The organism is Kribbella catacumbae DSM 19601, assembly GCF_000372465.1.
Classification (GTDB): Bacteria; Actinomycetota; Actinomycetes; order Propionibacteriales; family Kribbellaceae; genus Kribbella; species Kribbella catacumbae.
Map to the genome: position 1 here is coordinate 16,792 of NZ_AQUZ01000043.1, position 15,351 is coordinate 32,142.

General features: G+C 66.6%; 11 protein-coding genes. 8 read left to right on the forward strand and 3 right to left on the reverse strand.

Annotated elements, in window-relative coordinates:
* Positions 1-222 precede the first annotated feature (222 nt).
* The 3 genes from lexA to A3ES_RS0132980 all read left to right on the forward strand — a co-directional run bounded on the left by lexA (position 223) and on the right by A3ES_RS0132980 (position 4,147).
* Positions 223-1,008: a transcriptional repressor LexA gene (gene lexA, locus A3ES_RS0132970; RefSeq protein WP_020391115.1), complete on the forward strand. Its 786-nt coding sequence runs from the start codon at positions 223-225 to the stop codon at positions 1,006-1,008.
* Positions 1,009-1,056: 48 nt separating this feature from the next.
* Positions 1,057-1,569: a glutathione peroxidase gene (locus A3ES_RS0132975; protein ID WP_020391116.1), complete on the forward strand. Its 513-nt coding sequence runs from the start codon at positions 1,057-1,059 to the stop codon at positions 1,567-1,569.
* Between the two features lie 325 nt (positions 1,570-1,894).
* A complete protein-coding gene (locus tag A3ES_RS0132980; RefSeq protein WP_020391117.1) occupies positions 1,895-4,147 on the forward strand; it encodes a Vgb family protein in 2,253 nt (750 codons plus the stop codon).
* Positions 4,148-4,159: 12 nt separating this feature from the next.
* On the opposite strand, the gene ligD is transcribed toward A3ES_RS0132980, so the two are convergent.
* The gene (gene ligD, locus A3ES_RS0132985; RefSeq protein WP_020391118.1) at positions 4,160-5,128 is read right to left on the reverse strand and encodes a non-homologous end-joining DNA ligase; all 969 of its coding nucleotides are present in this window, start codon (positions 5,126-5,128) and stop codon (positions 4,160-4,162) included.
* A 38-nt stretch (positions 5,129-5,166) separates the two neighbouring features.
* A complete protein-coding gene (locus tag A3ES_RS0132990) occupies positions 5,167-7,143 on the reverse strand; it encodes an ATP-dependent DNA helicase (RefSeq protein WP_020391119.1) in 1,977 nt (658 codons plus the stop codon).
* A gap of 372 nt (positions 7,144-7,515) precedes the next feature.
* On the opposite strand from A3ES_RS0132990, the gene A3ES_RS51765 reads away from it, so the two are divergent.
* The 4 genes from A3ES_RS51765 (at position 7,516) to A3ES_RS0133010 (ending at position 11,481) form a co-directional block, all read left to right on the forward strand.
* Positions 7,516-8,070 (forward strand): MauE/DoxX family redox-associated membrane protein, encoded by a 555-nt coding sequence (locus A3ES_RS51765; RefSeq protein ID WP_020391120.1) that lies wholly within the window; start codon positions 7,516-7,518, stop codon positions 8,068-8,070.
* A 9-nt stretch (positions 8,071-8,079) separates the two neighbouring features.
* Positions 8,080-8,646: a TlpA family protein disulfide reductase gene (locus tag A3ES_RS51770; RefSeq protein WP_020391121.1), complete on the forward strand. Its 567-nt coding sequence runs from the start codon at positions 8,080-8,082 to the stop codon at positions 8,644-8,646.
* Position 8,647: 1 nt separating this feature from the next.
* Positions 8,648-10,654, forward strand: coding sequence for an ABC transporter ATP-binding protein (locus A3ES_RS0133005; RefSeq protein WP_020391122.1), 2,007 nt, complete (start codon positions 8,648-8,650; stop codon positions 10,652-10,654).
* Between the two features lie 371 nt (positions 10,655-11,025).
* Positions 11,026-11,481, forward strand: coding sequence for a S26 family signal peptidase (locus A3ES_RS0133010; RefSeq protein WP_020391123.1), 456 nt, complete (start codon positions 11,026-11,028; stop codon positions 11,479-11,481).
* Between the two features lie 69 nt (positions 11,482-11,550).
* Here the strand turns inward: A3ES_RS0133010 and secD are convergent, their stop codons facing one another.
* A complete protein-coding gene (gene secD, locus A3ES_RS0133015; protein WP_020391124.1) occupies positions 11,551-13,851 on the reverse strand; it encodes a protein translocase subunit SecD in 2,301 nt (766 codons plus the stop codon).
* Positions 13,852-14,135: 284 nt separating this feature from the next.
* On the opposite strand from secD, the gene A3ES_RS0133020 reads away from it, so the two are divergent.
* Entirely contained in the window at positions 14,136-15,320 is a 1,185-nt protein-coding gene (locus A3ES_RS0133020) for a S8 family peptidase (RefSeq protein WP_020391125.1), read from the forward strand.
* Positions 15,321-15,351 lie beyond the last annotated feature (31 nt).

A 15,351-nucleotide genomic window follows, 5' to 3' on the forward strand; every position in this document is an offset into this window, starting at 1 on the left:
GATTAACCGACAGCCGCCCAGGATGCAACCATTTCCAACCAGGACACGCCGTGGAAATTCCCGGCCGGCCAGGCCCTATAACCCGACACGCGAACAAACGTGCGAACCGACACGCCTTCGAACAGATGTTTGAAGAATCTCAGGATTCGGTCTACGGTCTTCTCAGATCGACAAAGCCTGGCCGGTGCCCGACCGCCGGCCCGACCCGAGGAGTTGCCACCGATGGCCAAGCCGCCGAGCGGTTCCAGCAAGGACGATCGCAGTACCGCGAGGCCCACTGACAAGGCCGTCGCCAAGACCGTGTCCGAGCTGCCCGACGGCCCCGCCGACGCCACCGGACTGACTCCGCGTCAGCGCCGGGTCCTCGACGTGATCCGCGACTCCGTCGACAGCCGCGGCTACCCGCCCTCGATGCGCGAGATCGGCGAGAAGGTCGGCCTGACCAGTTCCTCGTCGGTGTCCCACCAGCTGAAGGTGCTCGAGCAGAAGGGCCTGCTGCGCCGCGACCCGAACCGGCCGCGCGCGATCGAGGTTCGCTATCCGGCCGAGGTCGCCGACGCGGCCCGCCGGGGTTCGCTCGGCTCGGTGCGGCAGACGTCGTACGACGAGACCGGTGCCGGCGACGCCCACCCGGCCGCGGTCTACGTGCCGGTGGTCGGCCAGATCGCCGCCGGTAATCCGATCCTGGCCGAGCAGGACATCGAGGACGTCTTCCCGTTGCCCAAGGCAATGGTTGGCGAAGGCACCTTGTTCATGCTGAAGGTCAAGGGTGAGTCGATGATCGAGGCGGCCATCTGCGATGGCGACTGGGTGGTCGTGCGGCAGGAGCAGACCGCGGAGAACGGTGACATCGTCGCTGCCATGATCGACGGCGAGGCGACCGTGAAGACGTTCAAGAAGACCGCGACCGAGATCCTGTTGCTGCCGCACAACCCGGCCTTCGAGCCGATCGACGGCAAGGATGCGGTCATTCTCGGAAAGGTCGTAACAGTTCTGCGGCGTGTCTGACATCTCAGACGGCGCGCGGACTCGCGCGCGACATGTCAGGATTGAGTTATGACGACTGTCTATGACTTCAGCGCCACCCGGATCGAAGGCAGTGAACAGTCTCTTTCCGACTTCCGCGACCAGGTGCTCCTGGTGGTGAACACGGCATCGCAGTGCAGCCAGACGCCGCAGTACACCGGACTCCAGAAGCTCTACAAGACCTACCGTAAACAAGGCTTTACGGTGCTCGGTTTTCCCTGCGACCAGTTCGGACACCAGGAGCCTGGCGACGAGAACGAGATCGCGAACTTCTGTTCGACGATCTACCACGTCACGTTCCCGATGTTCGCCAAGATCGACGTGAACGGTTCCAAGACGCTGCCGCTGTTCAACTGGCTGAAGCGTGAGCAGGGCGGCCTGCTCGGGGGCCGGATCAAGTGGAACTTCACCAAGTTCCTGATCGGCCGGGACGGGAGTGTGATCGCGCGCTACGCGCCGACAAACACCCCGGAGAAACTGGCGGACAGGATCGAGGCAGCACTGGCGGTGCCGGCACCGAGCCGGCGGGATGCGGGCGACTGACCAACCGGCGGTAGCTGGCATCGATTCCGGGTCACCGGTGGAATCGATGCCGTTCTTTTGTCTGCGACAGTGAGTCATCCCCCGTCGCACTGCAAACCAACTCTGCGCGTATTTCCTGATCGAACGGTCTTACGGCCACGCCCGAAATCAGGCGGCTGACGCCTGGCGTTACGGCCATGACCGTTATACGGTCTGGGAAACCGTCGCAGGGAGATCCGCCATGATTCCGCGCCGTAGCCGACTTCAGCGTGCCTTTGATTCCGCTTCCCACCCCTCGCCGCCTCATCCCGCCCGCCGTCGACGACCCTTCCGACACGGCGCACTGGTGCTGCTCGCGGCGCTGGCCATGCTCGGGACGAGCGTCGTACCGGTCGCCGCGCAGGCGGCCGCGCCTCCCGATGTCATCACCAATCTCGGTGCGCCTCTCACCTCGTTGACGGTGATGGAAGGCGCCTTCGGCCGCGAGCCGGACGGGCGCGATGTCGTCTACGCCGTGCCCGCCGGTGAGAACGCCCAGCTCAACGTCGTCGACGTGCACAGTCGACAACGGCTGCGGGCCATCCCACTCCCCGGCGCGGCAGGCGCCTGGGCGATCACCGTCGCAAGCGACGGCAGCGTGTACGTCGGCAGCTACGCCAACGCACACCTGTATCGCTACCGCCCCGAGACCGGCACCGTCACCGACCTCGGTCAGCCGATCCCCGGCGAGTCGTCGATGTACGGCCTCACCCCCGGTCGCGACGGCTCCGTGTATGCCGGGACGTATCCGAACGCGCACGCGTTCAAGTACGACCCGACGACCAACCAGGTCACCGACTACGGCTCGCTGGATCCGGTCCAGCAGTACGTCCGGGCCGCCGTGTACGACCCCGACCGTAACGCGCTGTTCGCCGGCCTGGCGACTCCGGTCGCGAAGCTGATTCGCATCGATCTGGACACCGGCACCAAGGAGGACATCACTCCCCCAGGGCTGACGGCCAAGGACTTCCAGGACCTCGACTATGCGAACGGCCGGGTCTTCGGCAACGCCAGCGGCCGTCTCGTGGTGTTCGACGCAGCCACGGGGAAACAGGTCATCTACACCGACACCACTACTGGCAGTCCGGTCACCGAGTACCCGATCGGAGCCCGTGGCGTCTCGGCCGCCGGCCCCGGTGGCGTGTACTTCACCAACAGCCTGGCTCTCACCCGCTACGACCCGGCGACCGACACGGTCGGCCCGGTCGCGTCAGGCGTCCGCATCACCCGAGGCGCCGCGATCGGCTACGGCTGGATCACCGACAACGGCCAGCCGATGCTGTACGGCCTGGGCGGCAACTACTCCGGTGGAACGTGGCGCTACAACCCGGCGACCGGCGTACTGGAGCAGTGGAGTTCGCCGTTCCAATACGTGCCTACGCCTTTGATGCACACGATCGCGGATCCGGTCACGGGCAAGATCCTGATCAACGCCTTCCTCAACGGATCCACCGCCAGCTACGACCCGGTCACCGCGCGGACGACGCTGACCGCCCGGCAAGGCCAGGTCGAGGGCTGGTCCTGGGATTCCACCAACAAGCTGTACGTCGGTATCTATCCGTACGGCCAGTTGTCGGCCTGGGATCCGAACCAGCCCGCAAGCCCAACAAATCCACGGGTTCTCTTCAGTCTGGTCGACAGCCACCTGCAGAACCGGCCGGTCTCGGTCATTCCAGCGGGAGATCGCGTCTACCTGGGCACGACGCCCGCGTACGGCGAGTACGGCGGCGCGCTGACCGTCTACACCATCTCGACCGGAAACCTGGCCGTCCATCGCAACATCGTCGTCGACCAGACCATTGCGTCGATCCAGCCGGTCGGATCGGCCGTCTGGGCAGGCTCCAGCATCGAGAGCGGGCAGGGCACGGAGCCGCGAGCGACCGAGGCGCATCTGGTCAAGGTCGACCCGACGACGGGCACGGTGACGACGGACGTCGTACCGGTACCGGGTGCGGCCAGCATCACCGAGCTGAACCTCGGTCCCGATGGCAATCTGTGGGGCCTGGCCGATGGGACGGTCTTCGTCGCAAACGCGTCGACGGGTGAGGTCCTCCGCCGGATTCCCGTCTTCACCGCGGGGACCGGAGCCGCCGACGGAGCCATGTCGTGGCGCGATGGATACCTGTACGCCGTCGCGGGTGGCCGGTTGTTCATGGTGGACAGCCTTACCGGCACGAAGACGGTCCTGCGCGACCACGGCCTCTACCGGCTCACGCAAGCACCGACCGGCATCTACTACATGCTGCTCCGGCCGGACGGCTACACGAACCAGACCAACCTGGCTTCCTACACTCCGCCGGTCGACCCCTGTCCGAAGTCCGATCTGCGGGCGACTGTCTGGACCGGCAACATCGATAGCAAGGTGGCGAACCGCCATCTGCGTTACGGCTGCACGCTCATCGATGACCTGCCGGACGCCAAGGCCGAATGGCCGAACCATAGGGCCTATGTCACCGCCGTCGGCGCCAAGGTCACTCAACTGGTGCAGGCCGGCTTGATCACCTATTCGGAGGGCTTCGCAATCCTGCACGCCGCGAACCGCTCGGATGTGGGCCGTTAGCAACAACCGGCGTTAGCGAACAACCGAAGCCGGGTCGATGTCCAGACGGAGGCCCCGCCACACCGGGTGGCGGAGCCGCCCGTCGCCGGCCCAGCCGGAATAGGTGACCTCGGCAACCAACAGCGGGTCGAGCCAGTGCGCGGCCCGGCGGTCGGCATTCGGGATGGTGGAGGTGTCGAACGGCGGGGTGTCGATCTCGAGAGCGGCGAGCTCGGCACTCAGCACCTCCAGCATGGCGAAGTCGAGGCCGGAGCCGACCTTGCCGACCAGCACAAGTTCCCCGCCGGGCGAGTCGTAGGCACCGCAGTACAGGGAGCCGATTCGGCCTTCGCGGTTGCCTTCGCCAGGATGCCAGCCGCAGAGGATGACGTCGCGGGTGAGCACGGGCTTGACCTTGATCCAGTCCGAGCTGCGTTTGCCCGGCAGGTACCGCGACTTGCGCCGTTTGGCGACGACGCCTTCCAGCCCGGTCGAAGCCGACAACTCCAGTGCCTCGTCGGCATCGGAGTACGCCGGTGGCACCTCCCAGAACGGGTCGCCGATGTCGAGCGAGTCGAGTAGCGCCCGGCGATCGTCGTACGTTGCCTCTAGCAACGAGCGGCCGGCGAACCGGAGTACGTCGAAGACCCGGACGGAGACCGGGACCTGCTTGATCAGGTGGGTCAGCTGGCGCCGGTCGCGGACGTGCATCCGCCGTTGCAGCAGGCCGAACGACGGCGCTCCGGACTCGTCGAGGGTGACGATCTCGCCATCCAGCACCGCGGGCAGCTCCAGCCCTGGCGCCTGCGCGAGCCCGACCAGCTCCGGATATCCGCCGGAGACGTCGCGGCTGTTGCGCGACCACAACCGGCAGCCCGTCTCGTCGACCTCGGCGATCACCCGGATGCCGTCCCACTTCATCTCGTACGACCAGCCCGGTCCGGACGGCATCTTCCCGAGCGCAGCCATCATCGGCAGCACCGGCGGCGCGGTCCCGGACATGGCGGATCAACGCCCCGGGTCAGCAGCGCGGGGCATCTTCAGTCCTGGAGTCTCTTCAAGGCGCCGAGCACCTTCTCACGATCGGCTGTCGGCCACATCGGAGGCAAGGAGGCGCGCAGGTAACCGCCGTACCGGGCGGTGACGATGCGGGGGTCGAGGATCGCGACCACCCCGCGATCGCTGGTCCGGCGGATCAGCCGGCCGGTGCCCTGGGCAAGCAGCAAGGCGGCATGCGTCGCGGCGACCGCCATGAAGCCGTTGCCGCCCGCTTCGTCGACGGCTCGCTGCCGGGCAGCCATCAGGGGCTCGTCGGGCCGCGGGAACGGCACCCGGTCGATGATCACCAGGTTGCAGGTCGACCCCGGTACGTCGATGCCCTGCCACAGCGACAGCGTGCCGAAGAGCGAGGTTTCCGGATCGTCCACGAACTCCCGCGACAACTCCCCCAGCTGCGCGTCGCCCTGGCAAAGCACCTTCAGGTCGGTGGCCTCGCGGACAGCGGCCGTCGCCGCCTCGGCCGCGCGCCGGGACGAGAACAACCCGAGCGTCCGCCCGCCGGCGGCGGTGATCAGGTCGATGATCTCGTCGAACTGCTTCTTGCCCAGCCCGTCGCGATGCGGCGGCGGCAGGTGCTTGGCGACGTACAGAATGCCCTGCTTCTCGTACTCGAACGGGGAGCCGACGTCGAGTCCGCGCCACGGCAGCGGGCCGGTCTCCGAGTCGGTGTCCACCGAGGGCATCTCGTCGGAGGCGTCCAGCTTGTCGGCCGGCCGCAGCCCGACCTGCCGGGCGATCGCGTCGAAGTCGCCGCCGAGAGTGAGCGTCGCCGAAGTCAGTACGACGGTGCGGTCCTTCAGCACCAACTCGCGCAGCAGCCCGGCGACGGTGAGCGGCGCGATCCGCAGCTCTCGGCCGAACCTGTCCCGGTCGACCAGCCAGACGACATCCAGGTCGCTCAGCGCGGCGACCCGCTCGGCGACGTCGAAGATCTCCTTCACCGCGCCCTTGGACTGCCGCTTGGCGCCGTCGGGGTCGTCGTCCTTGTCGTCGGACTTCTTGTTCAGGTCCGAGTACACGCCGCGGGCCGCGTCGCGAACCAGAGCGGCCGCCTCCAGGGCGGCGCCGTTGGCCGCCTCGATCCGGCCTTCGCGGGTTTCGTCGAGCGCCGCCCGGAGCGCGTCCGACGCATCGATCAGGTCGTCGGCCTTGTCGTCATCGATGAACCGGCGAGCCCGCTTGGCGGCCCGCTCGACCATCTGCGGCGACAACTCGTCCCCGGCCGCGCCGGTGACCCGGGCCGGCAGCTCATGCGCCTCGTCCACGATCACCACGTCGTGCTCAGGCAGGACGGTGCGGTTCTCGAACGCGTCGATCGAGAGCAACGCGTGGTTGGTGATGACGATGTCGGCCTTGCGCGCCTGCTCCTTGGCCTTCTCGGCGAAGCACTCGTCGCCGTACGGGCACTTCTGGGCGCCGAGGCACTCGCGGGCGGTGATCGCGACCTGCTGCCAGGCCTGGTACTGATGCGAGGGCGCGTGATCCCGGTCGCCGGCCTCGCCGTCGCGCAGCTGCTGCTCGGCCCAGTCGCGCAGCTCGAGCACCTGCTGGCCGGTCGCTCCCGCCGGCGGTACGTCGATCAGCATGCCGTCGTCGTCGGGCGCTCCTTCGCGGATGCGATGCAGGCAGGCGTAGTTGTTGCGGCCCTTCTGGATCGCGTACGACGGGCGGCGCGGCAGCAGCTTCTCGGTGGCGTCGAGCAGAGCCGGTACGTCGCGGTCGACCAGCTGCGACTGGAGGGTGAGGGTCGCCGTGGAGACCACGACGCGGCGGCCTTCCACGGCGTGTATCAGGGCCGGGACCAGATAGCCGAGGGACTTTCCGGTGCCGGTGCCGGCTTGGATTAAGAGGTGGGATCCGTCGTGCATGGATCCGTCCACCGCTTCGACCATCTCGACCTGGCCGGGACGCGTCTGACCACCGATCCCGGAGACCGCGGCCTCCAGCAGTTCCCGCACTTCAACACCCACCGCATCACCCTAGCTGGATCCGCGGACAGTTTCCGCCGAAGGGCTGAGGGTGTGGATAAGTAGCCGAGTGGTACAGCGGGCGTCGTACTAGCGGAGTCCGGTCCACCAGCCAGCTCCTGCATCAGGCAACTCCTCATGGCAGGGCGGTGACAGGTTGCCGACAGAAGCCCTGCCTATGGTCCATTCACTTGCGGGCATGAGGGCATCGCAGGCTCGCGACTGCTCGACCACTTTGCGCTGTGGCGCCCGAGGTGCCTTCACAGAGAGGATCGCCATGCTGGATCATCTTGCCGACATTGCCGTCACAGTGCCCCGGGCGATTCCAGCTCTGGCTATCCAGCTCCGGCCAGGAATCTGCCCATGAGGTACCTGGAGCTCGGCAGCAGGCTCGCGCTATTCCTGATCTTCGCGACATCGGCCCTCAGCAAGGTGCGACCTGCTGACTTCACTGACTTCCGGAGCTCCGTCAAGGCGATGCGGGTCGCTCCGCAAGGCTGGGCAGGACAGATGGCGGGCGGCGTGGTGGTCGCGGAAGTCTGCGCAGCCGCCCTGCTCGCCCTTGGATGGTCAATCACGGCATCCTTCGCGTACAGCCTCTGTCTCCTGATGGTTTTCACCGTCAGTCAACTGGTGGTGATCCGTCGTGGCAGCCGGGTCGCCTGTCGTTGTTTCGGCCCATCGACAGCTCCCATGGGCTGGCCGCAGGTGGCTCGAAACATCGTCCTGATAGTGATCTGCACCCTGGGCATCACAGCATCCGGATCTACCCCGCCGCCGGAACCGGGAGGCGTGATCATCACAACGGTCGCTGCCGCGATGGTCGCTCTCCTTCTGGTCCGAATCGATGATCTTGTCGCCCTCTGGTTGCCCCATCGAGTGGCCACGGCGAACGCCACTCCTCGATCGGAAAGATGAGGTTGTTCCATGCCTTATGTCGTTGCTGGGCTGATCCTAGTCGGCGTGATGTGCCTGTTGGACTTGCTGTTGACCTTTGGCGTGGTGCGCAGGCTGCGCGAACACACCGAACGGCTCGACGGCCTACCGACCTTCGCCTCGGCGGACAGCGCCTCGCAGTCAGGCCTCAAGGACAGCCCGCTGCCCGAGTTCTCTGCTACCGCGCGAGATGGCGCAACTGTCACGACCGAGATGTTGCGCGGGCGCCCACACCTGATCGGCTTCTTCAGCGCAGGTTGCAGCGCGTGCCATGATCGCCTACCGGAGTTCGTCGCCCTCGCTAACCAGGCCGAGAGCCACGCGGCACTTGCCGTTGTTTCGGGGACCGGGACGGATGCGACCCGGCTGATCGAGAACCTGGGGAACAGACCGATCATCGTGGCCGGGCCGGATGCGGCAGCAGTCGTCGACAAGCTCGGCATCAACCTGTTCCCCACCTTCCTCGCAGTGAGTCCAGAGGGCACAGTTCTGGAAGCAGGGCCATCAACCTCCACGCAGAGCTTCCTGGATGCCACCCTCGCGGCCGGATCCAGGTGAGATGGGACTAGCAGCGCCGTCAACCCCTCGGCGGATTGCGGCCGGGCTCAGGGGCGCCGCGTCGCTGATCGCGCTCTCCTGGCGAATTGGACCCCTGCTGTCACTTGGCCTGGTTGTCACCGCCATCGTCAGCGGCCTACTTCCGGCCAGCGTCGCCTGGTTGACCAAAATCGTGCTCGATGTCGTCGCGGATCAGCAGGAAGCCACTTCGCTGGCGTGGCTGGCTGCAGGTCTGGCCGCGGCCGGCCTCGCTCTCGCGGTCATGCCTCACATCTCCGCGTACTGGCAAGCAGAGCTGACCAGGCGGACGGATCGTCATCTTCAAGAGCGGCTCTACAAGGCCGTGACCTCCTTCTCAGGACTGTCTCGTTTCGAGAGCCCTGAGTTCCTGGACCGGTTGAGAGTGGCGACGACCGCGACCGGCGGCGCACTCTCGCCGGTTACCACCGGTACCTTCGACATGGCCCGAAGCCTGATCACAGTGGCTAGCTTGTTGACCGCTCTCTCGCTGATCAGCCCAGTCATGGCAATCATCTTGGTAGGGGCTGCCCTTCCGGCCCTAGCAGCCCAGATCTCCCTGTCGAGGCGTCATCTAGGAGTGATGTTCGAACTGTCCCCCGAGAACAGGCGGCATATTTTCTACACCTCCCTGATCACGGACGCCCGCGCAGCGAAGGAAGTTCGACTCCTTGACCTCGGCGGTTTCCTAGGCGGCCGGCTCCTCGACGCCCTCCGGCGGATCCAAGTCGGTGAGCGACTGATGGACCGACGAGTCATGCTGGTGCAGGCAGCGCTGGCGCTCCTCGGCGCTCTCCTGTCCGGAGCTGGGTTGATCTGGGTGGTGCGCTCGGCCGCCTCGGGTCAGATGAGCGTCGGAGACATCTCTGCCTTCATCGTCGCGGTGTCTGGAACACAGGCCGCCCTAGCCGCCCTGGTCGGGGGCATCGCCGCAGCGAACCAAGCTCTCCTGACGTTCGATCAGCACACTGCGATCACAACCCTTCCCGACGACCTCCCCTCAGCGACCCTCGAGGCACGACTCCCACCGCTGCACCATCAGATCGAACTACGCGGTGTGTGGTTCCGATACGACGACGCCCAGTCCTGGATTCTCCGGGGAGTGAGCCTGACGATCCCGGCCGGTCGGTCGGTAGCACTCGTGGGCCTCAACGGCGCGGGAAAGAGCACACTGATCAAACTGCTGTGCCGCTTCTACGACCCGACACGCGGGGCGATTCTCTGGGATGGGATCGACATCCGCGACGTCCCGGTCGCCGACCTCAGGCGCAGAATGGGCGTGCTGTTCCAGGACTACATGAACTATGACCTGACAGCCGCTGAGAACATCGGCGTTGGGGATCTGCCGGCGTTGCTGGACAGGTCCCGAATAGAAGTTGCGGCCCGCACGGCGGAAATCCACGAGCAGCTGCAGGCGATGCGCCGCGGCTACGACACTCTGCTCAGCCGCCTGTTCGCGACGGAAAGTGACGAAGGGACCTCGGAGGTGGGCGCAGCCTTGTCCGGTGGCCAATGGCAACGGCTGGCCTTCGCTCGGACGCTCATGCGGAGCGACCGCGACCTTCTCATCCTGGACGAGCCGACAGCTGGGTTGGACGCCGAAAGCGAGTACCGCCTCCACCGCCGGCTGAACGAATACCGTGCCGGCCGTACTTCGGTGCTCGTGTCCCATCGGCTCGGCGCCGTCCGGCAGGCGGATGCGATCGTCGTCCTCACCGACGGGAGGGTTGCCGAACTGGGGACCCACCTCGAGCTTCTCCGCGCGGGAGGTCTCTATGCCCGGTTGTTCACCCTGCAGGCACAAGGTTACGAAGGCCCCGGCGTGGGCGACCTCCCCGAGCAGGTCCAAGAGCTGTCGCTGACACAGCCACTGGCCACCGTCGACAAGACGCTGGCAACAGGCGGTTCCGGCTTTCCACGGGACCCGCACAGCGACCTTGAAGGTCGGTCCGCAGTTCCGGGAATCAGTTTCACGAAAGGAAGAGCATGATCAAGTATCTTGAACAGGCAGCAGATCGGGCGCTAGCCCTGCTGGTGCCGACCGTCGAGGCGTCAGCCATCCAAACCTGCCAGATCAACCAGTGTCCTGGATTCGGCGGGTGCAGCGATTGGGCCTGCTGCGGAAACGGACAATCCCTCCGGTGGTTCAGGACTTGCCGGGGCGCGTACGGCTGCTATGCCGAGACGTCAGGTAGCTGCCGGTAGCGTTCTTGGCTTCCACCACCATTGACCCACCAAGCTGAGGAAGAGAGGAAGTAGTAGTTCAGAAGTCATCGCGGACCGACCGTCCATCACCGCACGACCACGGTTCTGCCTTCCGTTTCCGAGGGCTGTCCGAGACGGAAGGCAGAACCAACGACGATGAGAACTCCCATCTCGATAGCACTGCTTCTTGGTGCGGGCGCCGTCTTCGCTCGTGCCTTCTTCATCATGGTGACCATCCGCGGGGACAGCATGGCTCCGACTCTCGGACCGGGAGACCGGGTGCTGGCTGTTCGAGCCTGGCGCCGGCCGCGAAGGGATGCCATCGTGCTTGCGAAGCTGCCGGAGGTTCTCCGCTCCCGGCAGGGGAACAGCTCCACGACCGGCTCGCCTGCGGAACCACCCGACCCGGGGCGCACCCGGCAGTCGTTGATGGTGAAGCGACTGGTCGCGCTCGCCGGCGAGCAAGGCCCAGACGGGAAAGTCGTCCCGGCGGGGCATATCTATTTGGTCGGCGACGGCATCGGCAGTTTCGATTCGCGCCAATTCGGTCCCGTCCCGGAACACCTGGTCATCGGTGTCGTCGTCAAGCGGTTGGGCACGGCAGGCCCCTGACGCACCGAGCCCGCCGCGGAAGCGCGGCGGCTGGGTGACGGTGCCGCACTCGACGGCTGGCGTCGGGCGTCAGACGACGGCTCCGCGGTCCGGTTCGGCGTCGCGGTCGCGTTGCTTGATCTTCGGGCGCGGGGGCGGAGCCGGGAAGCGGCGCTCCAGCTCGACCAGGAGCGGCGCCGCCGTCAGGTTGGACGAGTAGGTGCCGACCAGGATGCCGAGCAGCAACGCGAGGGCGAAGTCGGCGAGCGAGTCACCGCCCAGGAAGAGCAGCGCGGTGAGGATGAACAGCGTGCTGATACCGGTGTTGATGGTCCGTGGCAGCACGTTGATGATCGCGGTGTCGACCACCGGGCCGAGGTTCTCGGTCGAGCGCGCGTTGCGGGTCTCCCGGATCCGGTCGAAGACGACGACGGAGTCGTTGACCGTGTAACCGATGATGGTCAGCATCGCGGCCAGGAAGATCCCGTCGACCGGCTTGCCCGTCCAGGCGAAGATGCCGATGACCACCGCAACGTTCTGCAGCAGCGCCAGGACGGCACCCGCGCCGTAGGTCCAGCGGAACCGGATGGCCAGATAGGCCAGCTGGGCCAGCAGCGCGATACCTAGCGCGATCAACGCCTTGTTCCGCAGCTCGCTCCCCAGCGACGGGCCGATGCTCTCGTTGCGGATCAACTCGGTACCGCCACCGATCCGGGAGATCGCCTCACGGATCTTCTCGGTCTCGTCGTCGCTGATCGTGCCGGTCCGGACCGTGATGTCATCGGCACCGGAGGACTGGACCACCGCGTTCGGGTAGCCCGCCTCGGCCACCGCGGCGCGAGCCTGGTCAGGGGTGATCTGCTGGGCCGTACTCACCTCGAGCAACCGGCCACCGGTGAACTCGATCCCGAGGTTCAACCCGTTGACGACGACGCCGGACAGGCTGACGACGATCGCCGCGGCGGTGATGAGCAGCCAGCGACGGCTGTGCTTCATCAGCGGCGGCTTCTTCGCCTCCAGCCAGGTCCGCACCCGGCCGTGCCCGGCGATACCGCTCATCCCCGGACGGTTGAGGACGAACTTGCGCGAGACGAAGAACTCGGCCAGCACCCGGGTGATGACGAGTGCGGACAGCAGTGAGGCGATCACACCGATGCTCAGTGTCACACCGAAACCGCGGACCGGCCCGGCAGCCAGGAAGAAGAGCAGCCCGGCGGCGAGCAGAGTGGTGATGTTGGAGTCGGAGATCGCGGACAGCGCGTTCTGGAAGCCGCTGCGCAGTGAGCGGCGCAGGCCGTCCGTCCGGCCGCCGATATAGTCCTCGCGCGCTCGCTCGAAGACCAGCACGTTCGCATCGACGGCCATACCGATCGCCAGTACGAAACCGGCCAGGCCGGGCAAGGTCAGGGTCGCGCCCAGCAGCGTCAGGGCGGCGTACGACATGCCGGCGTACCCGATCAGGCCGATGACAGCCATCAGGCCGACCAGCCGGTACACGATGGTGATGAACAGGGCGGTCAGGGCGACGCCGATTAGGGCGGCCATCGCACTCGCGTTGATCGCGTCCTTGCCGAGCGACGGACCGACGACGCGCTGGTCGATCACCTTGACCGGGACCGGCAATGCGCCGCCCTCGATCAGCGCGGCCAGGTCCTTGGCACCGTCCTCGGTGAAGTTACCGGTGATCGTGCTCTGGCCACCGACGATGCCGATGTTGCAGAGCTGGGCGCCGCCGTTCGGGTCGACCTGCGGAGCGCTGATCACCTCGCCGTCGAGCACGATCGCGACCTGGCGCTGCGGGGTATTGACCGGCTGGCAGGCCGCCTTGCCGGTGATGTTCGCCCAGATCTTGCCGCCGTCGCCCTTGAAGTCCATCTGGACGAACCAGCCCTGCGCCGCCTGCGCCGGGTCGATCAGTCCGTCAGCACCGCTGACCAACTCTCCGGTCATCGCGGCCTTCGCCAGCCGCAGGAAGCCGGGTCCGTTGTCGTTAGGCAGGTACTGCTCCCCGGCCGCCGGCTTGGCGGGCTTCGCCTCCACCAGGTCGAGCACCGGGTGGAAGGTCAGCTGGGCGGTCTTGCCGATCACCTTCGCCGCCTCGCGCGGGTCCTGGACCCCGGGCAGCTCGACGATGATCCGCTTCTCACCCTGCCGGGTCACGCTCGGCTCGCTGACCCCGAGCGCGTCGATCCGGCGGCGCAGGACCTCCAGCGACTTGTCGGTGGTCTCCCTGTTCGCCTTTACCGTCGGCGAGTCGCTCGCCTCCAGCACGATCTGGGTGCCACCCCGGAGATCCAGCCCCAGTTCGGGCTTGGCCGTCAGGACGACGTACGTAGACGCCGCGAGGACGAGGAACGCGAACAAAGCGCGGACCAGGGACGACCGGTTCACTTCAAGCCTCCGGGGAGTGGGCACCCGCAGTTGGGGGTGTCGTGACACAGAGCATTCCACTGGGCGTGGAACGCACAGTCTACGAACGTGCGCAACCCGTCAATCGTCCCCCCGGGTAGGGGGAAAGTGTCAACACAGTGCCATGGCATCAGCGGGCTACTGAATTGATTGACGCGTCAGGTGAGCAGGCCCTAACTTCTCACCCACTCACTCCGTAGTCGCTCACGGACCGAGTGTGATCACCCCTCCGCCCCGGTGGGTGATGAGTTCCTTGAGGAGGAACCGTGCGTCGTAGCATCCGCCTGACCCTGGCCGCCGCCATCGTGCCAGCGATCGCCTTGACTACCGCCCTGAGTACCGCCAGCGCAGCCCCGTCCCCGGAGCCCGGTGACCGGATCATCCTGATCCAGCGGGCGCCCGCCGAGCCCGGCGTGACCGCGGTCAAGGACACCTACATCGTCGAGCTGAAGAAGGGCACCAAGCTCAAGAGCTCGCTCGGCGTCAGCCCGCAGCGCCAGTTCACCACCGCGGTGAACGGCTTCAGCGCCAAGCTCAACGCGGCTCAACTCGCCGCGCTGCAGAAGAACCCCGACGTCGTCGCGATCTCGCAAGATGCGCTCTACCAGGCGATCGACGCGACCCAGACGAACCCGCCGTCGTGGGGTATCGACCGGATCGACCAGCGCAACCTGCCGCTGTCGAACTCCTTCACCTACACCCGCACCGGTAGCGGCGTACACGCCTACATCATCGATTCGGGCGTCGACCCGAGCCACCCGAACTTCGGCGGCCGGGCGAGCTTCGACTTCAACGGGATCGACAGCAACAACACCGACTGCAACGGGCACGGCACGCACGTCGCCGGCACGATCGGCTCGACCTCGTACGGTGTCGCCAAGTCCGTCCGGCTGCACGGCGTGAAGTGGCTGAACTGCTCCGGTGGTGGCACCGCGTCGGCTGCGATCGCCGCTGTCGACTGGGTGACCCGAAACGCCATCAAGCCCGCCGTCGCCAACACCTCGTGGAACTACCCGGCGAACTCGACGCTGGAGACGTCGCTTCGCAACATGATCAGCTCCGGCGTCTTCCTTGCCACCTCGGCAGGTAACACTGGCGCTAACTCGTGCCACCTGCTGCCACGCAAGATCGAGACCGCGCTGGTGACCGCGGCCTCCACTAGGACCGACGCGCGGGCGTCGTACTCCAGCACTGGCTCCTGCGTGGACGTCTACGCTCCCGGCTCCGCCATCGTCTCCACGCTGCCCGGTAACACCACCGGCTCCTACAACGGCACCTCGATGGCCACGCCGCATGTCGCCGGCGTCGCCGCGCTCTACCTGCAGACAAGCCCGTCGGCCTCACCTGCCACGGTCAAGTCCTACATCGAGACCAACGCGACCCCGAACAAGGTCAGCGGAGGCACCACCGGCGGCACGGTGAACCGCCTGCTCTTCTCCAACGGTCTGTAACCCGCCCCAAGTACGCCGTGCCGGCTCCGCC